The 20,425-nt window shown below is 63.5% G+C and carries 19 protein-coding genes; 6 read left to right on the top strand and 13 right to left on the bottom strand.

The features are described from left to right. The 5 genes from FA04_RS22000 to FA04_RS21980 form a co-directional block, all read right to left on the bottom strand. Positions 1-1,029 (bottom strand): ABC transporter ATP-binding protein, encoded by a 1,029-nt coding sequence (locus FA04_RS22000; RefSeq protein ID WP_034799254.1) that lies wholly within the window; start codon positions 1,027-1,029, stop codon positions 1-3. Continuing rightward, complete coding sequence (locus FA04_RS21995) at positions 1,022-1,801, bottom strand: ABC transporter permease (protein WP_034799252.1); 780 nt, start codon at positions 1,799-1,801, stop codon at positions 1,022-1,024. The genes FA04_RS22000 and FA04_RS21995 overlap by 8 nt, the downstream gene beginning before the upstream one ends. Beyond that, positions 1,798-2,625, bottom strand: a complete 828-nt coding sequence (locus tag FA04_RS21990; protein ID WP_034799251.1) for an ABC transporter permease — start codon at positions 2,623-2,625, stop codon at positions 1,798-1,800. The genes FA04_RS21995 and FA04_RS21990 overlap by 4 nt, the downstream gene beginning before the upstream one ends. A 104-nt stretch (positions 2,626-2,729) precedes the next feature. After that, a complete protein-coding gene (locus FA04_RS21985; protein ID WP_034799250.1) occupies positions 2,730-3,752 on the bottom strand; it encodes an ABC transporter substrate-binding protein in 1,023 nt (340 codons plus the stop codon). After that, positions 3,749-4,828, bottom strand: a complete 1,080-nt coding sequence (locus FA04_RS21980) for a LacI family DNA-binding transcriptional regulator (RefSeq protein WP_034799249.1) — start codon at positions 4,826-4,828, stop codon at positions 3,749-3,751. The genes FA04_RS21985 and FA04_RS21980 overlap by 4 nt, the downstream gene beginning before the upstream one ends. A gap of 434 nt (positions 4,829-5,262) precedes the next feature. Here FA04_RS21980 and FA04_RS21975 point away from each other — a divergent pair, with 434 nt between their 5' ends. The 6 genes from FA04_RS21975 (at position 5,263) to FA04_RS21950 (ending at position 11,289) form a co-directional block, all read left to right on the top strand. Further along, positions 5,263-6,807: an ABC transporter substrate-binding protein gene (locus tag FA04_RS21975; protein ID WP_034799248.1), complete on the top strand. Its 1,545-nt coding sequence runs from the start codon at positions 5,263-5,265 to the stop codon at positions 6,805-6,807. A gap of 219 nt (positions 6,808-7,026) precedes the next feature. Beyond that, the gene (locus tag FA04_RS21970) at positions 7,027-7,992 is read left to right on the top strand and encodes an ABC transporter permease (protein WP_089043728.1); all 966 of its coding nucleotides are present in this window, start codon (positions 7,027-7,029) and stop codon (positions 7,990-7,992) included. Then, complete coding sequence (locus FA04_RS21965; RefSeq protein ID WP_034799244.1) at positions 7,989-8,840, top strand: ABC transporter permease; 852 nt, start codon at positions 7,989-7,991, stop codon at positions 8,838-8,840. The genes FA04_RS21970 and FA04_RS21965 overlap by 4 nt, the downstream gene beginning before the upstream one ends. Then, positions 8,837-9,649, top strand: coding sequence for an ATP-binding cassette domain-containing protein (locus tag FA04_RS21960; RefSeq protein ID WP_034799243.1), 813 nt, complete (start codon positions 8,837-8,839; stop codon positions 9,647-9,649). Before FA04_RS21965 ends, FA04_RS21960 begins: the two co-directional genes overlap by 4 nt. Continuing rightward, complete coding sequence (locus FA04_RS21955) at positions 9,643-10,389, top strand: ABC transporter ATP-binding protein (RefSeq protein WP_034799237.1); 747 nt, start codon at positions 9,643-9,645, stop codon at positions 10,387-10,389. Before FA04_RS21960 ends, FA04_RS21955 begins: the two co-directional genes overlap by 7 nt. Positions 10,390-10,581: 192 nt before the next feature. Further along, a complete protein-coding gene (locus tag FA04_RS21950; protein ID WP_034799236.1) occupies positions 10,582-11,289 on the top strand; it encodes an OmpW/AlkL family protein in 708 nt (235 codons plus the stop codon). A 63-nt stretch (positions 11,290-11,352) separates the two neighbouring features. On the opposite strand, the gene FA04_RS21945 is transcribed toward FA04_RS21950, so the two are convergent. From FA04_RS21945 to FA04_RS21910, 8 genes are all read right to left on the bottom strand, one after another. Next, the gene (locus FA04_RS21945) at positions 11,353-11,772 is read right to left on the bottom strand and encodes a CBS domain-containing protein (RefSeq protein WP_034799235.1); all 420 of its coding nucleotides are present in this window, start codon (positions 11,770-11,772) and stop codon (positions 11,353-11,355) included. 83 nt (positions 11,773-11,855) lie between these two features. Continuing rightward, entirely contained in the window at positions 11,856-14,021 is a 2,166-nt protein-coding gene (locus tag FA04_RS21940; protein WP_034799734.1) for a hypothetical protein, read from the bottom strand. After that, positions 14,021-15,019: a glycosyltransferase family 2 protein gene (locus tag FA04_RS21935; protein ID WP_034799229.1), complete on the bottom strand. Its 999-nt coding sequence runs from the start codon at positions 15,017-15,019 to the stop codon at positions 14,021-14,023. Before FA04_RS21935 ends, FA04_RS21940 begins: the two co-directional genes overlap by 1 nt. 77 nt (positions 15,020-15,096) lie before the next feature. Continuing rightward, the gene (locus FA04_RS21930; protein ID WP_034799228.1) at positions 15,097-15,459 is read right to left on the bottom strand and encodes a VanZ family protein; all 363 of its coding nucleotides are present in this window, start codon (positions 15,457-15,459) and stop codon (positions 15,097-15,099) included. A 173-nt stretch (positions 15,460-15,632) separates the two neighbouring features. Beyond that, the gene (locus FA04_RS21925) at positions 15,633-16,733 is read right to left on the bottom strand and encodes a glycosyltransferase family 4 protein (protein WP_034799732.1); all 1,101 of its coding nucleotides are present in this window, start codon (positions 16,731-16,733) and stop codon (positions 15,633-15,635) included. Positions 16,734-17,077: 344 nt separating this feature from the next. Further along, positions 17,078-18,322, bottom strand: a complete 1,245-nt coding sequence (locus FA04_RS21920) for a glycosyltransferase family 4 protein (RefSeq protein WP_034799226.1) — start codon at positions 18,320-18,322, stop codon at positions 17,078-17,080. A gap of 8 nt (positions 18,323-18,330) precedes the next feature. Continuing rightward, the gene (locus tag FA04_RS21915) at positions 18,331-19,101 is read right to left on the bottom strand and encodes a polysaccharide deacetylase family protein (RefSeq protein WP_034799224.1); all 771 of its coding nucleotides are present in this window, start codon (positions 19,099-19,101) and stop codon (positions 18,331-18,333) included. Beyond that, complete coding sequence (locus FA04_RS21910; protein ID WP_034799223.1) at positions 19,094-20,425, bottom strand: O-antigen ligase family protein; 1,332 nt, start codon at positions 20,423-20,425, stop codon at positions 19,094-19,096. Before FA04_RS21910 ends, FA04_RS21915 begins: the two co-directional genes overlap by 8 nt.

The following is a 20,425-nucleotide window of genomic DNA, read 5'->3' as shown; positions in this document are numbered from 1 at the left end:
TTACCCGAACTTCTTGAGGCGTGCGGCCTTCTCGACCGGCAGGTCGAAGGCAATGGCAGAACCGGTTTCACGGGCTGCAAGTGCTGCATCCTCTTCCGCCTTGATGGCGCCGAGCGGCGTATCGAGCAGGTACTCGCGCGTGCTGCCGGAGAAAGAGGCTCCGCGCACGGTGCCTTGGAAAGGACCTGAACCAAGGGTCACCATGCGCGGACGCCACGCAAGCCCTGCCGTGTCAGGCGGCAGGGATCCGGAAAGATCGATCGGGCCGTTCTCGGCCTTCAGCTTGCCGCCCTCGACGGCAAAGATGTTTTCGAAACCGACGAAGTCGGCGACGAAGCGCGAGATCGGGCGGTTGTAGATATCCTCGGGCGTGCCGAGCTGCTCGATCGCGCCGTTCAGCATGACGACGATGCGGTCCGCCAGCGACAGGGCCTCGCCCTGGTCGTGGGTGACGAAGATCATCGTGACGCCGGTTTCCTTCTGCACCCGCTGCAGTTCCGTGCGCATTTCGAGGCGCAGACGAGCGTCGAGGTTCGACAGCGGCTCGTCGAGCAGCAGCACCTTCGGCTCCATGACCATGGAACGCGCCAGCGCGACACGCTGCTGCTGGCCACCGGAGAGTTCGCCCGGCTTGCGGGCGGAAAACTTCGAAAGCCCGACCGACTTGAGACCGGCGGTCACCTTGCTCTCGATCTCGTTGGCCGGCAGCTTCTTCAGCCGCAGGCCGAAGGCGACGTTTTCGAACACGGTCAGGTGCGGAAACAGCGCATAGGACTGGAAGACCAGGCCGACCGAGCGCTTGTTGGCGGACACGCGGGTGATGTCGGCACCATCGAGCTTGATCGCGCCGGACGCGGGCGACAGCAGGCCGGCGATCGAGCGCATCGTCGTCGTCTTGCCGCAACCGGAGGGCCCAAGGAAGGCCACCAGTTCGCCCTTGCGGATCGAAAGGTCGAGGTCCTTCACCGCAACGGTATCGCCATAGGCGAGCGTCAGTTTTTCAAGGCTGAGGAAGGGGGCGTCAGACATAGCGAGAGAATCCCAGGAAGCGTTCGGCAAGAAAGACGATGCCGATGGACATGAAGGCGAGCAGCGCGGAGAGGGCGGCGACCGACGGATCGTAAGTGATCTCCATGTAGGAGAGCATGTCGATCGGCAGCGTGCGCACGCCCGGGCCGGAGAGGAAGAGCGATACCGGCACCTGGTTGAAGCTCGTGACGAAGCCGAGGATGAAGGCGGCGAGGATGCCGCTGCGGATGTTCGGCATCACCACGCGGAAGAAGGCGCCGGCGCGCGAGGAGCCGAGCAGCACAGCCGCCTCCTCGATATCGGAGCGCAGGTTGTTGAGGCTCGCCGAGACGACCCGTACCGCATAGGGCAGAACCAGCGCGGTGTGGGCGAGAAACAGCGTCAGCGTGATGTTGAGGCCAAAGGGCACAACGATGTAACGCAAGAGCGCCAGGCCGACGATGATACCGGGCACGATGATTGGCAGCGACACGATCGTGCGGATGGTTTCGCCAAACGGCAGCTTGTAGCGCGACAGGGCGTAGGAGGCGGGAACGCCGAGCACGAGAGCGGCCGCCGTTCCGCCGATCGCCAGCAGCATCGAGATCGCGAAACTTTCCTGGAAGCTCTCGACCGTGAACACCTTGGCGACCCACCTGAGCGAGAAGCCCTGCGGCGGGAAGGCCAGCGTCTCGCCGCCGGAGAGCGACGCGGCGACGATGATGAAGAACGGCCCGATCAGGAAGCCGATCACCAGGAAGAGGACGAGGGGTGAAAAGACGCGGGGTGTCATCGCTTGTTCCTCGCGGTGGCAAGCCGTTTCAAAAGAAGATTGGCGGCAAAGCTCATGACGATCAGGATGAAGGCGATGACGCTGGCCGCGACGAAATCGTTGGCGACGGTGACGCGCTGATAGAGCAGCGTTTCGAGCATCAGCACCTTGGAGCCGCCGAGGATCGCCGGTGTGATGTAAGCCGTCAGCGAGCCGGTGAAGACCAGGGTACCACCAATAACAAGGCCCTCCTTGGTGAGCGGCAGGATCACCTTGAAAAACACCTGGAACCAGTTGGCGCCGAGTACGCGGGCAGCCGGGATCGCATCCTTCGGCATGTTTTCGAGCGCGCTGATCAAGGACAGGATCATCAGCGGCAGGAAAAGCTGCAAGAGACCGATGAACACGGCGGTCTCGGTAAACAGGAAGCGGATCGGCTCATCCGAGAGGCCGACAAACTGGAGCGCCTGGTTGACGATGCCGGTGCGGCCGAGAATGACGATCCAGGCATAGGTGCGGGCAACCGACGAGATCATCAGCGGCAGCACGACAAGGCCGATCATCTGTCCCTTGCTGCGCGGCGTCAGATTGACGATCGCAAAGGCGGCGGCATAGCCGATGACCGCCGAAACGACGGTAACCATCAGGCCGAGCCGGAAGGTGCGTAGGAAGACGGTGCGGTTCAGCGGATCGGAAAAGAAGGTCGTATAGGCCGACAGCGACCAGCTGTCGGCGCTGCGAAAGCCCTCCGCCAGCAGGATCACCACTGGCGCCAGAAAGACGATCGCCGCAAAGACCGCTGCGGGCAGAGCGAGCGCCAGGGCTTCGGCGCGGTTCTGGAACATCCTTCTTCCTTTCAAGGCATTCCTGGGCGCGTCTCATCGCGCCCGTCGCATCAGGTCTCCACCGGCGATCACGATCCGCCGGTGGAGGTCGCAATGGCTTGGTCTTACTGGCCGACCTGGGCGTTCCACTCCGACAGCCACGCTTCGCGGTTGTCGAGGGCAACGGCCGACGGGATCAGCTTCAGGTTCTTCACGGTCTCTTCGCCGTAGGTGAGGTTTTCGGCGATCTCGGGCGAAACCTTCACGTCCTTGTTGGCCGGGCTGTCGACCAGCTTTTCGGCAAGTGCGGTCTGGATTTCGGTCGAGAGCCAGAAGTCCATGAACTCAAGCGCCAGATCCTGGTTCTTGCTGCCCTTGGTCAGCACCATGACGTTCATGCCGCCGGTCTGGCCTTCCTTGGGCGTTGCCCACTTGATCGGCAGGCCGAGCTTGGTGAAACCTTCCCAGGAGAAGCGACCGATCGGAGCGGCCCAGATTTCTTCCTGCTGCATCAGCTGAACGAGCTGGGAGGACTTGACGTAGAAGGTGACGATATCGTCCTTCTTGGCGCCGACGGCGGCGATCGCTTCCTTGAGGTCAGGCGTGTTCTTGCCGATGGCTTCGCCGACCATGTAGAGCGCCGGCGGGCCTTGGTTGGTGGTGACGTTCGGGAAGGCGACGTGGCTGGCGTTCTTGTCGCTCAGGAGATCGGCCCAGGAGTTCACTTCCATCTTGTCCGAGCGATAGACGATCGAGGTGGCATAGAAGGTGTAGCCGACGCTCATGCCGTCGCCGTTCGGATCCTTGGCAAGGTCGTAGAGCTTGTTGAAGTTCTGGAGCTTCGAGGTGTCGATCTTTTCGATGAGATCGGCGCGGGTGGCCGAAAGCGCGTCGGCCATCGAGACGACGGCCATGTCGACGACCGGGCTCGCCTTGTTGGCTTCCATCTTGGCGAGGCGCTCGACGCTGTTGCCGGTTTCGACGACGAGCTTGCAGCCGCACTTCTGTTCGAACGGGGTGTAGACCAGTTCCTTGAATGCGTCCTGGGCAAAGCCGTACACGGAAATGGTGAGCGTCTTTTCCTGAGCGGATGCGGCAGGGGCGGTAACGAGCAAGAGCGCGCTCGAGGCAAGCAAGAACTTCTTCATGGCTGGTGTCCTCCTTCGGTGACGGATGTAGCTGCGGTGGCAGTGGTAAGAATGGGTTGAGACGCGGGCGGTGCCGCGGCCGATTGCCGGACGACCAGATGCATCGGCACCTTGCAGGTCGCCGCCGTAACCGGTGCGCCGATCGCGGGATCGGACGGGTCGCGCTCGCTGATCGCCTTGACCAGGGCTGCGACGGCGATCGCCGCGATCTTGGTCATGTCCATGCGCGCGGTCGTCAGCGCCGGCGTGATGACCGGCGACCAGATCAGGTCGTCGAACCCGGTGACACTCGCCTTTTCCGGCACGTTGATGCCGGCGCGCTGCAATTCGGTCAGCGCCCGCAGCGCATGGAGATCGGAGATGCAAGCAAAGGCCGTGTAGCCTTCCGCCACCTTGTCGGCGAGGCCGAGCGGACAGCCCTTGCCGGCCGCCTTTTCCAACGGCTCGATCCAGAGCGTATCGGTATGGGTGCCCTCGCCGAAGACCGAGCGAATACCGCCGGCGCGGTCGTTCTGCACGTTCGAGGCGGGATTGTTGCCGATGATCATCACGCGGCGGTGGCCGAGAGCCTTAAGGTGTTCGCCAATCTGCCGGCCGCCACCCCAATGGTCGGCGGCGACCGTGTTGCCCGGCGTCGAGGGCGTATCGATGACGGCGACCGGACAGCCGACATCGGCAATGCGCGTGCCGCGCCTGGGCACGATCACGAGGCCATCAACGTCGCGATCGATCAGGCGCTCGATCGCCTTAGTCTGGGTCGAGACGTCGCCGCGCGAGTCGGCGATCAGCACGCCATAGCCCGAGGACGAAGCCGCAAGCTCGATTGCCTGGGCGATCTGTGGGAAGAGCGGATTGGCGATATCGGGAAGCACGAGGCCGAGAACACCGGTGCGGCCGGTGCGCAGCGCCCTGCCCGCCTGGCTCGGCACATAGCCGAGCTCGGCAGCGGTCGCGCGGATCTTTTCCACCATCTCGGCGGAGACGCGCCCCTTGCCCGAGAGCGCGTTTGAAACCGTCGCCGCGGAGACGCCCAGCGTTCTGGCAATCCTCGTCAGTTTTGGTCCGGAACGCGCCAAGTCAGTGGTTTCCGCTATCGCATGATTAAACGATTAATCAGCCGATATATCAGAATCTTCCGACTGTCGAATCCTTTTGTCGACTCGTTGCATTTTGCAATTTTCGAGGGAAAAGATTTGCGAACAACAATCGATTTCCGCTTGGCGCCTGGCGTTCACAATCAGCGGAAGGAGTTCACGTCAATTCCTCAAGCGCCAACGGGCCGTCCAAAGTCTGCCTGATATATCTCCGCCGACACCGAGCGATGAAAAGCGAAACACGCACCTGCCCAACCGCCGCAATCGCGGGTACAAATTTCAACTTCGCCTGACAAAAGAAATCAATTTTCCCACTAAATTACTAGGGAATAAGTATGATGCACGGCAATCGTCCGATGGCTAGAATTCGGGCGGCGGTGCGATCCGCACAACAGGCATAAGCAGGAGTTTGGGACATGACTGGCACTATCATCGGCTTTGGCAAGACCGCGGGACAAACCCGCTGGGCGCGCGGCGCAACCTTGGCAGCTACCACGCTGGCGCTGGCTCTTTCGTCGAGCACGGCCGTTCTTGCCGAGGACGCGAAATTCGATCCCAACGCCTCGATCACCATCGGCTCGCTCTATGAGCCGCAGAACCTCGACAACACCGCCGGCGCCGGCCAGGGCATCAACGAAGCCTTCAACGGCAATGTCTATGAAGCGCTGTTCACGCTGACCGATGCCGGCGACGTTCAGCCGGGCCTCGTGGCCGAGCAGAGCGTCAGCGACGATGGCCTCACCTACACTTTCAAGCTTCGCCCCGGCGTCACCTTCCACTCCGGCGATCCGCTGACGGCGACAGACGTCAAGTACAGCATCGAACGCGTGACGGCAGAGCAATCCAAGAGCTCGCGCAAGAAGAGCCTTGCAACCATCAGCGCCATCGAGGCGCCCGATGACCAGACGGTGGTCGTCAAGCTGTCTGCCCGCTCGATCTCGCTGCCCTACAATCTGAGCTATGTCTGGATCGTCAACGATGCGGCCAAGGACCTGAACGCCAGCGAAGATGGCACGGGCCCCTACCGCCTCGACGAATGGCGCCGCGGCTCGTCGCTGGCCCTGATCCGCAACGACAAATACTGGGGCACTGCGCCGACCAATGGCGAAGTCGTCTTCCAGTACTTCACCGACGCGACCGCGCTCAACAATGCGCTCCTGACCGGCGCCGTCGACATCATCACCAGCGTCCAGAGCCCGGACTCGATCGCTCAGTTCAAGGACAATCCTGACTTCACCGTCACCGCCGGCCAGTCGACGACCAAGGAACTGCTCGCCTTCAACGACCGCGTCGCCCCCTTCGACAACGTCAAGGTCCGCAAAGCGATCGCCCGCGCCATCGACGACAAGAAGCTGCTGACGTCGATCTGGGGCGAATACGGCACGCTGATCGGCTCCTTCGTTCCGCCGACGGACCCCTGGTACGTGGACCTCACCGCCGTCGATGCCTATGACGTCGAGAGTGCCAAGGCGCTGCTGAAGGAAGCGGGCTTTGCCGATGGCTTCACCTTCAAGCTCGACACGCCGAACTACGACCCTCATCCGATCGTCGCCCAGTTCATCCAGAGCGAACTCGCCAAGGTCAACATCAAGGTCGAGATCAACGTGATCACCGCCAACGAGTGGTACACGAAGGTCTACAAAGCGCATGACTTCCAGGCGACTTTGCAAGAGCACGTCAATCACCGCGACATCGTCTTCTACGGCAATCCGGACTTCTACTGGGGCTACAACAATCCCAAAGTCGTCGACCTGATCAAAGCGTCGGAGGCAGCGGCCAACACCGACGAGCAGACCGCACAGCTCAAGGAAGCCAACACGATCATCGCCGAGGATGCCGCCAGCAACTGGCTCTACCTCTACCCGCAGATCGTCGTCTCGAGCTCGGCCGTTACCGGTTATCCCGTGAACGGCCTGAACTCGCAGTTCTTCGCCTTCGGCATCAAGAAGAGCGAGCAGTAAGCGGCATGGCCATCCGGCGCGCATCCGCGCCGGATGCGTAAACGACAGCCCCTGGATCCGTTCCGGGGGCTGATTGCGTTTCGCGCCAATTCGTCCGAGCACCTCTCAGGCCTTCCACAGGCACTCCCAAAGACGAGAGATGCTCTAGCCTCCCTCTTCTTTTTGGTGCAAAAGCCAGCTCTCTGATCACGGATCCCGTGAGAAGAAAGGAATGCAGCCATTCTCACCTATCTCGTCCGCCGCTTTGCCATCCTGCTTCTGTCGCTGCTGATCGCAGCGGTGGTGCTGTTCGTGCTGTTGCGCCTGTTGCCCGGCGACCCCGCCAATGCGCTTCTCTCCGTCGGCGCCGATGCCGTGCAGATCGAGAAGGCGCGCGAACAGGTCGGCTCGAACCTGCCGCTCTGGCAGCAGTTTCTGCGCTTTGCCGGCAGCCTCGCCCGCTTCGATCTCGGCACGTCCTTCGTCAGCGGCAAGCCGGTGATCGAGGAGATCGCCGCGCGGTTGACGGTCACCGTGCCGTTGGCGCTGATGGGTTTCGTGCTCTCCATCCTGATCGCCGTTCCGCTCGGTATCCTCTCAGCCGTCAAGGCCGATCGCTGGTATGGCGGACTGATCTCGACAGTTTCGCAGCTCGGCATCGCCATCCCCGTCTTCTGGGTCGGCATTCTGCTGGTCACGCTGTTCGCCGTCACCTTCCGGCTGTTCCCTTCGGGCGGCTTTCCCCGCCGCGGCTGGCAGAATGAGGGGCAGGTGCTCTATGCGCTCGCCCTGCCCGTCATGACGATCGGCCTCGTCATGGGCGCGTCACTGCTGCGCTATGTGCGCTCGGCGACGCAGGACGTTCTCGGTAGCGATTACTTGCGAACGGCGCGCGCCCTCGGCGCCAGTTTCCCCGAAGCGCTCATTCGCCACGGCATCCGCAATGGCGCCGTGCCGATCGTTTCCATCCTCGGCATCGAGCTTGCGACGACCTTGCTCGGCGCGGTCGTCGTCGAGCGCGTCTTCGCGCTGCCAGGCCTTGGCTCGATGCTGCTGCTTGCGATCGAGCAGCGCGACTATCCGAACGTTCAGGGCGTGCTGTTCATCTCCACCCTGCTGGTGCTGCTGATCGGCTTTGCCGCCGACCTCACCCAACGGCTGATCGATCCACGCCTGCGCGAACGGGCCGTCGGAGGCAACGCATGACCTCGAGCGGTACATCCGTTTCTGCGCCGAAGCGCCGGCGCTCGCTGGCGCTTACCGTCGGTCTTGCGCTCGTCGGCCTCAACGTCGCCGTTGCGGTACTGACGCTCTTCTGGACGCCCTATGATCCATTGAACGCCTCAGGCGGACGACTGGAAGCGCCGTCGCTTTTGCACTGGCTCGGCACTGACCGCTTGGGCCGCGACCTGCTTACCCAGCTGATGATCGGCGCCCGCACAGCGCTGCTGGTCGGCACGGGTGCGGTTGTGATCGGGGCTGCGATCGGCGTCAGCCTCGGCGTTCTCGCAGCCTTCGCCACGCGCCTTGCCGACGACGTGATGGCCGCGACGCTCGATATCCTGATCGCCTTTCCGACCCTGCTGCTTGCCATGCTCGTGGTGGCGGCAAGCGACAGCGCCAGTCTCTGGTCGGCGATCCTGGCACTCGGGCTTGCCATCTCGGCGATCGTCGCGCGGCTGACCCGCATCCTTGCCAAGCGGGTGCTGCGGCAGGATTACATCGTCGCCTCGCGCACATCGGGAACCTCCTGGGCCGGAGTCGTCTTCCGCCATGTGCTTCCCAACATCTGGCCGACGCTCTCGGTCAACTTCGCCCTGCAGTTCGGCCTGGCCGTTATCGCCGAGGCGTCGCTCTCCTATCTCGGGCTCGGTGCGCCGCCGCCGAACGCCTCCTGGGGACGGCTGCTGCAGGAAGCGCAAGGGACCGTCTATACGGCGCCGATCGGCGCGATCGCGCCGGGCATCGCCCTCGTTGCACTCGTCATCGGCATGAACCTCCTAGCCGACGGCCTGCGCGATATCGCCGATCCGACACGGGGGAGATCGCGATGACGCCGCTTCTCGACATCAAGGGTCTCGACATCCGCGCCGGCGACAAGCCGCTGGTCTCTGACCTTTCCCTCTCAATCCGGCCCGGCGAACGCATCGGCCTGATCGGTGAGTCCGGTTCCGGCAAATCGATGACGGCAATGGCAGCGACCGGCCTGCTGCCGCCGTCGATCACTGTCGCCGGCTCGATCACGCTCGACGGGCAACAGGTGGTCGGCGCCACAGATCGGGTGATGAACCGGCTGCGCGGCGTGGCCGCAGCGGTCGTCTTCCAGGAGCCGCTGACGGCGCTCGATCCGCTGATGAAGATTGGCCGACAGATCGCCGAGCCCGTTCGCCGGCGTCTGGAACGGGACGGCGGCAAGGCAACGAAGGAGGCGGTCCAACGCGAAGTCCGCGACCTCATCGACAAGGTGGCGTTGCCGCAGCCCGACCGCATCATCAATTCCTACCCGCACGAAGTGTCCGGCGGCCAGCGCCAGCGCGTCGCCATCGCCATGGCGCTCGCCTGCCGCCCGAAGCTCCTGATTGCCGACGAGCCGACGACCGCGCTCGACGTCACGACGCAGGCGGAGATCCTGAAGCTGCTGGACCAGCTGGTGCGCGAGACCGGCATGGCGCTTCTGTTCATCAGCCACGACCTGCCCGTGGTTGCCCAGGTGGTGGAGCGCGTCCTCGTGCTGAAGAACGGTATCGCTGTCGAGGAGGGACTGGTCGGCTCGGTCTTCGGCAAGCCGCAGCACAACTATACCAGGACGCTGGTCGAGGCCGCCCGTCTCTTCGACGAAGCGCTGGGAGCAACCGGATCATGATGCTCGATCTTCAAAACGTCAGCTTCGGCTATTCCCGCCAGCAGACCACCCTCGACAACGTCTCGATATCGGTGCGACCGGGAGTGAGCGTCGGTCTCGTCGGTGAATCCGGATCGGGCAAGACGACGCTGCTGCGACTGATGCTCGGGCTCATTCGCCCGACGAGCGGTAGCATTCGCTTCGGCGAGGAGATCCTCGACACCGGCAGCAGCGCCTTCATGCAGCGCTATCGTCGTGCTGTGCAGCCGGTTTTCCAGGACCCCTATTCCTCTCTCGACCCGCGCCAGCGAGTGATCGACATTATCGGCGAGCCGCTGCGGTCGCTGCGGATCCCGGGTGACCGGACGCAGGCGGTCACCGCGGCGCTCGAAGCGGTCGGGCTTCCTGCCGATGCACTCCACCGCTACCCGCACGAGTTTTCCGGCGGCCAGCGCCAGCGCATCGCCATTGCCCGCGCCATCGTCGCTCGACCGCAGATCGTACTCGCCGACGAGGCGGTCAGCGCGCTCGACCTTTCCACCCGCATCCGCATCGTCGAGCTGTTCAAGACACTCGCCGAGAAGCTGACGCTGGTTTTCGTCTCGCACGATCTCGGCGTCGTCGCGGCCCTCTGCGAGGAGATGGTCATTCTGGAGCGCGGCAAGGTGGTCGAAAGCGGCAAGACCCGCGACATTTTGGCCACCCCGAAGCACCCATACACACAGCGTCTTCTTGCCAGCATTCCGCGCATGCCCGCCTGACAGGGGATTGGCGCGGATATCGCATCTTCAGCCGAATCCACCTTTATCCCCAAGGGCTTGGTGATTCGCGCGCGCATTGATCCAAGACAACCGCTGAGACGCCCTGTTGAGCATAGTGCCGTCGGCCGCAGAATCCCTGCCGCCAACGCCCTGACCGGCGATGTTCAACTTCTTCTGGGGGTCCGGAAAATCATGCCTACTCGCGCCATTCTGCCATCTGCCGTCCTTTTCGCCGCGCTTGCGGCGCCGCTCGCGCTCGCGACGGCGGCAGATCTCTCCGAGTCGGGCGCGGTCGCGGCACCGGAAATGCCTCTCGCAAGCGAGCCAGGCCCGTGGATGATCCGCGGCCGCGCACTGGCTGTCCTGCCTGACGACAAGGGCACGCTCTATCTCAACGGCAGCGCGCTCGACGGCGAAAAGGTCGGCGTCAGCAATTCCGTGGTGCCGGAACTCGACATCACCTATTTCTTCACCGACAACATCGCCGCCGAACTGATCCTCGGCACGACGCCACACACGGCACGCGGCAGCGGCTCGATCGCCGGCCTCGGCGAGATCGGCAAGGCCTGGCTGCTGCCACCGACGCTCACGCTACAGTACCACTTCAACGTCACCGACGAGATCAAGCCCTATGTCGGCGCAGGCGTGAACTACACGATGTTCTACAACGAGAAGCCCCGCGGCGATTTCTCCAGCTTCAACCTGAAGAACACCTTTGGCGTGGCGCTGCAGGCGGGCGTCGACATCAAGCTCGACGACCACTGGGGCCTGAACTTCGACGTGAAGAAGCTGTTCCTGGAACCGGAGGTCAACGCCACCCTGCCCGGCGCCGGTGCTGTCAGCGGCAAGGTCAAGCTCGATCCGTGGCTCATCGGCACCGGTATCAGCTACCGGTTCTGATGACCCCAAACGAAACGGCTTGCGGCGCCCTCTTAAAGGCGCCGCATCCTGTAGAGCCCGACCTTAGACGTGGTGGGCCGTGACGGCTCTGGCGAGTTCGCCCGACAATTGCTGGCTGCCCGCATGGGAGACGTCCCCCAGCGACAGCATACCGACCATGCGCTTGTCCTGGTCGATCACCGGCAGACGCCGCACCTGCTTGGCCTCCATCAGATGAACGGCATGTTCGATCGTCTCGTCCGTGCGGCAATAGACGATATCCCTCGTCATCACGTCCCGCGCCGTCATCGACGCCGGGTCCCGCCCGTTGGCAAAGGCGCGCAAGGCAATGTCGCGGTCCGTGACCATGCCGATCAGGCGGTCGTTTTCGCCGACCGGCAGCGCACCGATGTCCTCGTCGCGCATGATACGCGCGATTGTCTTCAGATCGGTTTCGGGAGAGATCCAGCGAGCGCCGGGATGCATGGCTTCCGATATTCTCATCTCAACCTCCTGTACGTGAAAGGGGCGGAGCATAGACTGACATCGTGGCCATTCATTGATCCAGCGATGTGCCGCGCCACTCCTTACCGCAATTCGAGGAGGAAATAGGTGGTTGGGCCGAAGGGCCCATTGTTGGAGAGCCGGAAGGCGACGTCGCCCGTGCCTTGCGCCACCGGCGCATGCACCTTGCCGTCGAGGCCCACGGGCGAAACGCTCCAGTTCTTTGCGGTTCGCGCCAACGTCAGATCGACATAGCCTTCACGCAGCCGAACCGGCAGCCGCCCAAAGTCCTCGATCACCTTCTCCTCGGTGTCGCGAAACGCCATGCCGGTGTTTTGTGCATCGGTCGCAAAGATCAGCAGTAGGTGCCGGCCCCTTGCGAGCCCTCCATCCGCATCGAGCGCCGAGAGCGCAACGAGCCCATTGCCATCGGCCCGCTCGACCCTGAGCAGGCCAAGATCGATCGGCTCTCGCAGCGTCGAGAAGGCGGCTGCCTCCGTTTTGTCGGTGACGACGCGCAATTGTCCGGCAAAGCGATTCAACAGGATCTCGCCGGTGCTGCTCTGGTAAATGCCGGTATCGATGCTGGTACCGTTTTCATCAGAAAGCGCGCCGCTTTGGCGCAGGCTGCCGAGTATCCCTTCGCTGTCTTGCTGGCGCGGTTGCTTCACCGCCGGCACATCGCCGAGCCGGTTCACGTCTTCAAGACCGATCCGCCCGACCAACGCCAGGTCCGTCAGGCGTTCCGGTTCGCGGGCCTGCATGTCGTCGGAAAGATCCTCCTCGCCACGTACCGCAAACGGGACGGTGACGGCTGAGGTCGCCACGTCGCCGCGCCGGTAGAGAAGCGCCGACAGCGTCTCGCCGGCGCGCGCGACGGGATCGAGCGCGATGGCATAAGGCAGCATCGCCTTCTTGTGCGGGAACGGCTCGCCATAGGAAAGAACGATCGGGCCATGGCCATGTCGGCAAAGCGCGTCCCAACCTTGCAGCGCCGCATAGGCCGGCATCGCCAGCCCGGCCTCGTAGCGGTAGCGGTTCCAGAACAGATGATCATATTCGCTGACGAGGAACGGCCGGTCGAGCCAGCGCGTTGCCGCGATCATGCGGATATAATTAACACCGTCGGCGATCGAGCTGACCTGCGTCGTCTTGCTTCCCGGGGCGTAGCCGCTGACCCAGTCGTGATATGTATTCATGGTCACGGCTTCGAGGCCGCGGCGGCTGAGCGACGCCTGCACCGTCGGCCAGTTGTTGTAGTTGCTGATCAAGCCGCGGTAGCCGAGCCTGCGGAGCACCTCGCTCATGCGCGCGGTCGTGGCCTCTTCCGTCTCGGTGAAGAAGGCCTGCAGGTCGCGCAGCCGCGGAGCAGGGACGTAGCGGTCCGCCGGCAGCGCCACGGATCTCGCCTCGATCGTCTCGTCCGGGCGGAGGTCAGGCCACGCCTTGGCGAGCGCCTCGGTCGATCCGTAGCGTTTGGCGAGCCACACGTTGAACGGCTTGGCAAGCTGCGGATCATAGGGCGGCTTGCCCGGCCGATCGTGCACGACGGTGTCGAACTCCATGCCGTTCTCGTTGGCGAGAATGACGACCGCCAGCGCATCGTCGCGGATTGGCGCCACGCCCGTGTAGGGGTTCACGCGCCCGAGGATCATCTCCTGCATGCGCTTCCAGTGGTCGAACGCCCGCTCGTCGACAAACAGCTCGAGCTTGAGGTTACCGCCATCGTCCCAACGATCGTCAAAACCGCCATAAACGCCGCGCAGCGACGAGAGGCCGTCCATCATCCAGTAGATGCCGTTCTTCTTCAGCGCCGCCAGCAGGTAGTGGACACGGTCGAGCGTCTCGGGGTCGAAATCGAAATCCCGGTCCCGGCCGAACATCAGGCTGCCATCGACGAAATGCAGCCGGGCGAGATTGTAGCCGCGCATCGCCAGCTGCCGGGCGTAGCGGTCAGCCGTTTCGTGATCCGGAAACCCGCCGGAGGCTGGGCTCCAGGCAAGCGATGCGCAGAGCATGCGCTCCGGCTTGTCCGGCGACTTCGCGAAGGCAAGCCGCCCGCCGGCACCGGCGACCAGGCGGTGATCCGCATCGATCGTGCCGTTCGGCAGGAAAGACGAAAAATCGAGAGGGCTGCCAGCCTCGAACTCGAGGGAAATTTCCTGCACGGCAAGCCACTGGTCCGATGCCTGCGCCGGCGAGCAGACAGCAGCAAGCGCTGCCGCGGCTACCAGCAATGGCCGCCGCATCATGCCGGGGCCCCGAGCAGCTTGCTTTCGATCGGCGCGTCAGGCTTTCGGCGCGCCCGGAAGAAGCCGACCGGCAGCGCCGCTGCATGGAAGAACCAGGCGACGACGGTATAAAGCCCCATGCTGAAACCGCCTTTGCGCAGGCTCATCAGCCCGACCACGCCGGCAAGGATCGCAAGAACGATGCCGAGCGCAAGGAGTTTATCGGGCACGAACAGCAGGATCGCAAGCGACGCCGCCCACCAGAGATAGACCAGCGCCCAAAGCTTGAGCTCCGGCAGCTCTCTGATGAGCTGGAGGAAATAGGGCTGGCCGAGCGAGGCGCGCAGCAGTTCTCCGATGCCGAACAGATACTTGCTCTTCCAGCGGCGCACGAGCAGGCGATAGGAATTGTCGGTGTGGCCGAAATGCTGGACGAAGCGTCGGTCGAGGCGATGCAGCTTAAAGCCGGCACTTCTGAGCCGGATGCCGAGGTCGAACTCCTCATAACCGTGCAGATTACGGTCCGACAGGTAACCGACCGCCTCGATCGCCGCCCGGCGATAGAGGCCGCCGCCATTCATGCGGTCGATCGCGCCGATCCGGTTTTCTGGGGAATTGCGTGTGACCCGGCGGGAAAATTCAAGGTTTGAGGTCAGCATCTCCTGGACATGGCCGGTGACACCAGCCACATCGGGGTCGTCGGCGAGGAACGCTTCCGCCACTTCGAGGAAATCGTCGTCCAGCAACATGTCGCCATCGAGCAGGCAGATATGCGCGTGGCGCGAGTATTGGAAGCCGAGTTGCGGGCCGATGCCGCAGCTCGGAAGTGCCGGCGGGCTGATCTGTGCAATCACGACCGGATAGCGCGAGGCGATCTCCACCGTCCTGTCCCTGGAGCCGCTGTCGGCGACGATGACCTCGCCGCCAACGGTTTCGAGCGCCTTCAGCGCGCTTTCAATGGTCGCGGCGATGCGCTTTTCTTCGTTCAGCGTCTTGATGATGACGGATACTGCCACGCGATCCCCCAGTCTCGACGGAGCGCAGGCCTGCTCCGGTTGCCGCCGATCTTATCGGCGATATTTTGCGTTTTGGTTTACCGCCCCAGCAGTCGCAGCAGCGGCAAGCGAAAGCGATGAAGGAACCAGCCGCCAAAGACGCCGCAGGCGCCGCCAAGAAGCTTGACCATCACATCCGTCACGCGTGCGTGGCGATCGGCCGAAACCATCTGCAGCAGCTCGAAGCCGATGGCCGTCGCAAAGACCAGAACCAGCACGAGCCCCAGCCGCCTCGGATAGGCGATCGCGAACAGCAGGCCCAGCAGGCCGAAGGCACCGAACCGTTCGAGATGGACCAGGTGCCCGATGCGGGGCCGCAGGTCGAGCGGCGACATCGTCGAATAGGCGATCACGGCAAAGAGGATCCATGCGAAGAGGCTGGCGGCGCGTTTGATAGTCATTGTCGGCTTGTCTTCCAGGAGGCGTGCGAGGCACGGCAATCATCGAACGATCGGCGACGGCGCCTGCGCGTTCATCGCGTTGCGGGGGCGCGGCCGCATTTTTGAGGAGAGCGGTGCGTGGTGAACGCACGGGGCAAGCTCCGGCCGGCGACACGGCGGACGCAAACGTCCGGCTATTTCGCCAGCAACGCGCTATACACCGCCGCGGTCCTTTGTGCCACATTTGTCCAGCTATAGGCAGCTTCCGCGTGCGCCGCACGCTCGCGCACCTCCTCGTCGCTGAGCGGGGCTGCGAGTTTTTCCACGATACCGGACGCCAACGCGTCGATGTCGCCCAACGGGAAATACTCGTCGGGCGCAAGCTCCATCTCCTGATTGGCGACGATATCGCTTGCAAGGACCGGCAGCCCGTAGGCCATCGCCTCAAGCAGCGCAATCGGCATGCCTTCGTGGCTGGACGGCAACACGAAAAGGGCGGCATTGTCGAAGAGTTCCGCCAGCCTGTCGCCTGTCTGAAAGCCGGTGAGCACGACGCCCGGCACGTCGCGCGCAAGCGCCCTCACCTCCTTGACGTAGGGCGTTTCGAATTCAGCGCCGCCGGCAAGAACGAGCTTCGTATCGGCCAAGTCGCACTTGGCAAAAGCGCGGATGAGATCAAGCTGTCGCTTTTCCGGAACCAGCCGGGCAGCGAGCAGGATATAGCGCCGCCGTTCCAGGCCGAACTCCGCGAGAATGCCGGCCTCGCCGGTCGGCGGAGTGACCTGGACGCCGTTCGGGACCAGTGTCATGGAGACATGGTGCCGGGCATGCATCGTCTCGGCGATGTCCTTCGAGATCGCCACACGTCCGTTCGAGAACCGCATGCCGAGGCGCTCTCCGAGCTTCAGCGTACGCCTGGCGAAACCGCCCCATTTCTGCCGGTCATAGTCGTAGCCATGGTGGGTCACCACGACCTTGAGCCCAAGCATGCGCGCAAGCGGCGTCATCAGCGCGGGGCCGATGGCATGAATGTGCAGGACATCCGGGCGCCGCCAGGCGGCGAGCCAGACACCGAGGAAGGTATGTACAATGGCTTCCAACGCCATCCGGCGCGGTGCCCAGAGAGGGACGACGTCGACGCCGTTCCAGGCGTAGGCGTTGCGATCCTCCAGATAGCGACGACGTCCGACCACCTCGACGTCCCAGCCGTATCCGAGCAGCTTGCTCGCCAGCATTTCGACGTGTTTCTCGACGCCGCCCTGAACGTTGGGGATGCCGCGCAAGCCCAGCATCATCACGCGCTTGCGCTCGCCGCGCGCGGCCAGCGCGCCGCTCTGAACGGGGTGGCCATGCTGCCGGCCTGCGAGCGCGGCGCTATGTCGAGGCAGCCGGCCGGCTCCGTCCGACAGTCCGGTCTGCACCATCTCCTGCGCAATCACCGGCTGTTGCTGGCGATGACTTCGCGAAACATCAGGCTTTCTGCTCATGTGTCGCCTCGAAGGTTGCCCGTTCCGTTTACTAGGGCGATATACTTAATCATCGCCAAGATATTTCATTCACCCCTTATATAAATGACCGAAAACCATAGGGCGAGCCCAGGTTACTACAAATTGTATCGTAACGTTAATGCCGGACGCGATCAGACCGCTCCCAGCCTGGAGTAGAGGTCGACCGTCCTTTCTCGATAGGCGGCCGCGGAGAACTCACTGGCGATCCAGTGTCGGCCCGAAGCACCCATCGCAGCGCGTTCGGCAACCGGCAGACCGGCCATCGTCGAGAGCACGCGGGCGAGATCATCGGCGTCGCCCGAAATCGCGGTCATGCCCGTCTCGCCTTCGCGGATCATTTCAGGAATGCCGCCGATCGAGGCGCCGATCACCGGTCGCCCCAAAGCATAAGCCTCAAGCACGCTGATCGGCGCGTTCTCGTACCATTCGGAAGGCAGAACCAGCGCCCGGGATTCTCCGATCAGACGATGCAGGGACTGGCCTGAGAGATAGCCGGCAAAGGTCACGTCGGCGCCGGTTTGCGCAACCAACTGGCGCAGCATCGCTTCCTCGGGGCCGGTTCCGGCGATCACCAGCCGTTGGCCCGATGTGGCCGCCGCGCGGATCAGCGTCGCCAGCCCCTTCTCCGGGGCCAGGCGTCCGGCAAAGACGAAATAGTCGCCCTCGACCCAGTCGGCCGAATAGACGTCGACATCGACGAAGTTCGGGATATGGACCATCTGTTCGCGCGGCCAGCCCCACTCGACCAGCTTCTCGACATAGAATTTGCTCGGCACGACGATGCGGTCCACCTTGTGGCGGTAGAGACCGAGCGCACGGTGGACCACGGTTTCAGCGAGCACCACCGCGCTCAGCGTCGTCTCCCCCTTGATGCAGCGATGACGCAAGACGTTGTAGATATGCCCGCCGCGACAGTCCTCGCAGACGGCACCGTCACGCAGCATCTTGTAGGAGGGACATGCGAGCTTCAGATCGTGGGCGGTCATGACGACTGGAATGCCGGCCGCCTTCAGCGTCGAGAAGATCGCGGGCGAAAGATGATGGTAGACGTTGTGCGCATGGGCGACGGAGGGCCGAGCGCGCTCGATCAGCCGGCTGACGTTCTTCTGCGCTTCGCGCGAGTAGATGACGCTCGCCGCCTGCGCCACCTTGCGCAGGAGGTTGGTACGCCGGCCATACTCGATCTCGGAGACGAAATACTCGGACCATGGCGAGGCTTCATTATCCTCGTGCTGCATGGCGAAGGGCACCACGTCCCAGCCGATGTCCGAGAACATCTTCATGTGGTCGAAAAAGACCGCCTCCGCGCCGCCACGGCGATAGAAGTAATTGTTGATGGCGAGCAGCCTGTTGCCGCCGTTTCCCTGCCGCGACATGCGTCCTCCTACCAGCCGAGCCTGTCGAGCGCCTGCTCGACCGGCAACACGACACAGCCCTTCTCAACCGCGTAGCGAACCAGGTTCTCGAAGGTCTCGGGCGTGCAGCCATAGGGCGTCGGGCGCGCGGCGATGTCGTGGGTGAAAAACACGAGCCAGCCAGGCCGATCGACGACATCTTCGATCCAGCCCGTGAGCGCCTGCGCGTCCGTCTCCGGCTGCCGGATCTCGACGGCCTTCAGCATCAGCGGATCGACGGCCGTGCGGTTGATGCCCTCGCCGGCCGCGCGGCAGGTGCGGTAGCGGCGCGCCAACTCCCGGCGCGCCAGCGGCCAGGCGGCGTTGTAGGGAAAGGCAAAGTTGGTCGCGGCCGGGCCGACGCCGCTTTGCCTGAGATAGGCGGCATTGCGGTCGAGATCCCGGGCAAGCCCACTTCCGCCCAAACGCCTGATCTTGCTATGGGAATAGGTGTGGCAGCCGACCTCGTGACCCCGGCAGGCGAGATCCGCGCAGCCCTCGGGCGAGATCAGGGTGCGATCCGTTTCGACGCGCCCCGCAAGCCCCCCGGCGATGTAGAACGTTCCGCGCACGCCGTGACGTTCGAGAATAGCGGCGCCATTGTGAAGTGCTGTGTCCGGCACGTCGTCGAAGGTGAAGGACACGAGCGGCGCGTCGGTTATGACGTCACGGGGTTTCGACGCGAGACGCCAGATCAGCCGGTTGGCGACGCGGTCGACAAGGCCGTCGACCCTCGACAGAGCCTGTGAAAAACTAGGCATGCGCCACCATCCTTTGTGCAAGCGGGCGTGGTTCGGTTGCAAGCGCTGCCGAGGACTGCAGGCGCAAACCGCAAATCGCGAAAAGCAAGGTAAACCAGAGCACATTCGGACCATCGAAGAAGAAGGCCTCAAGGCTGGCGCTGTAGATCGAATAGAGCCAGATCCGCAGGAACAGCCGCGTGAGGTCGCTGTGCTGCCGGGCCGGCGGAATGCGCGAGATATGATAGAGCGGGAGCACCACCAACCAAAGCAGCGTGAGGATCAACCCCGGAATGCCGATGACGAGAAGCGTCTCGAGATACGAATTGTGCGCATGGGCCGCACGAACCGCCCAAGTCTCGATGCCACCGCCGCTGAACACCACTTCCTCGGTCTGCCAGAAGGCCTTGAAGCCACGCCCGATAAACGGCTGTTCGGCGATCACCGAAAAGGCGAAGCGCCAGACATCGGCCCGGTTCGTGAAGGTCGCGTCGATGCCGAGCGACGAGACGAATTCGCCGAGCGGTCGGAAGACGGCCGACCCGACGGCGAAAAGGTTGAACAGGGCCACGCCGCCGATCGCGATCGGGATGCGCAGCAAGCGCACATGTTCGAAGAGCCACGCCAGAAGCAGAATGCCCGGCAACATCGCCGTCGAGGTCTTTCCTCCCGTATGGATGAGGAAGAAGAAGGCCAGACTAACGATGGTCAGGCCGACAAGCTTCGACCACCGGCGCAGGACGTACAGGCCGAGAAACGAGGCAAGCACCATGGCGACCGCCGCTTCGTTCTTGTGACGGAAATGGCCGCGCCACAGCCCTGCATGCATCGGCTCCAGCACTTCGTTGGCCTGGTGAATGGACAGAAGCGGCTTGAACAGGACGCCGTAATAGGCAACCGCGAGCATGACGAGCGTCGAGACCGCCAGCATCTTGGCGAAGTGCCGCTCGTTGGCCGGCAGCAGCAGATAGACGTTGGCGTTGACCGCAACCATCGTCGTCAGGATGATCGCCTTGATGCCGTTGGCCGGATGAGCGGAGACCAGGCAGGCAAAGAGCACCCACAAAAGCAGGATCGCAAGCAGCACCCGCGGCTGCATAAGCCCACGCCGCATCGGATGCAGCACACCGTAGCAGGAGGCGCCTGCAAACAGCAGCAGTGCCACGATCTGGTTCAGCCGGCTGGAATTGTCGCCGCCCGGTTCCAGCAGACTTTCCTTGGTCAGGTCGACGAAGGAATGAAAGGGGATCCAGTAGTAGATGGAAATGGCCAGGAACAGGAAGGTCCCGACGCGGACCCTCAAGGTTTCTGCAGAATTGGCCGGGCTGCCGCTGAGATCGGGCAC

It is taken from the genome of Ensifer adhaerens (assembly GCF_000697965.2).
GTDB lineage: Bacteria > Pseudomonadota > Alphaproteobacteria > Rhizobiales > Rhizobiaceae > Ensifer > Ensifer adhaerens.
This window is presented reverse-complemented; position numbering and strand designations above follow the sequence as displayed.

What these genes read in the sequence shown, in the direction of transcription:
- FA04_RS21945 (WP_034799235.1), bottom strand. Translation starts at nt 11,772, where the DNA reads ATGAGAATATCGGAAGCCATGCATCCCGGCGCTCGCTGGATCTCTCCC.
- FA04_RS21940 (WP_034799734.1), bottom strand. Translation starts at nt 14,021, where the DNA reads ATGCGGCGGCCATTGCTGGTAGCCGCGGCAGCGCTTGCTGCTGTCTGC.
- FA04_RS21995 (WP_034799252.1), bottom strand. Translation starts at nt 1,801, where the DNA reads ATGACACCCCGCGTCTTTTCACCCCTCGTCCTCTTCCTGGTGATCGGC.
- FA04_RS21915 (WP_034799224.1), bottom strand. Translation starts at nt 19,101, where the DNA reads ATGCCTAGTTTTTCACAGGCTCTGTCGAGGGTCGACGGCCTTGTCGAC.
- FA04_RS21925 (WP_034799732.1), bottom strand. Translation starts at nt 16,733, where the DNA reads ATGATGCTGGGCTTGCGCGGCATCCCCAACGTTCAGGGCGGCGTCGAG.
- FA04_RS22000 (WP_034799254.1), bottom strand. Translation starts at nt 1,029, where the DNA reads ATGTCTGACGCCCCCTTCCTCAGCCTTGAAAAACTGACGCTCGCCTAT.
- FA04_RS21985 (WP_034799250.1), bottom strand. Translation starts at nt 3,752, where the DNA reads ATGAAGAAGTTCTTGCTTGCCTCGAGCGCGCTCTTGCTCGTTACCGCC.
- FA04_RS21950 (WP_034799236.1), top strand. Translation starts at nt 10,582, where the DNA reads ATGCCTACTCGCGCCATTCTGCCATCTGCCGTCCTTTTCGCCGCGCTT.
- FA04_RS21965 (WP_034799244.1), top strand. Translation starts at nt 7,989, where the DNA reads ATGACCTCGAGCGGTACATCCGTTTCTGCGCCGAAGCGCCGGCGCTCG.
- FA04_RS21990 (WP_034799251.1), bottom strand. Translation starts at nt 2,625, where the DNA reads ATGTTCCAGAACCGCGCCGAAGCCCTGGCGCTCGCTCTGCCCGCAGCG.
- FA04_RS21975 (WP_034799248.1), top strand. Translation starts at nt 5,263, where the DNA reads ATGACTGGCACTATCATCGGCTTTGGCAAGACCGCGGGACAAACCCGC.
- FA04_RS21920 (WP_034799226.1), bottom strand. Translation starts at nt 18,322, where the DNA reads ATGTCGCGGCAGGGAAACGGCGGCAACAGGCTGCTCGCCATCAACAAT.
- FA04_RS21960 (WP_034799243.1), top strand. Translation starts at nt 8,837, where the DNA reads ATGACGCCGCTTCTCGACATCAAGGGTCTCGACATCCGCGCCGGCGAC.
- FA04_RS21930 (WP_034799228.1), bottom strand. Translation starts at nt 15,459, where the DNA reads ATGACTATCAAACGCGCCGCCAGCCTCTTCGCATGGATCCTCTTTGCC.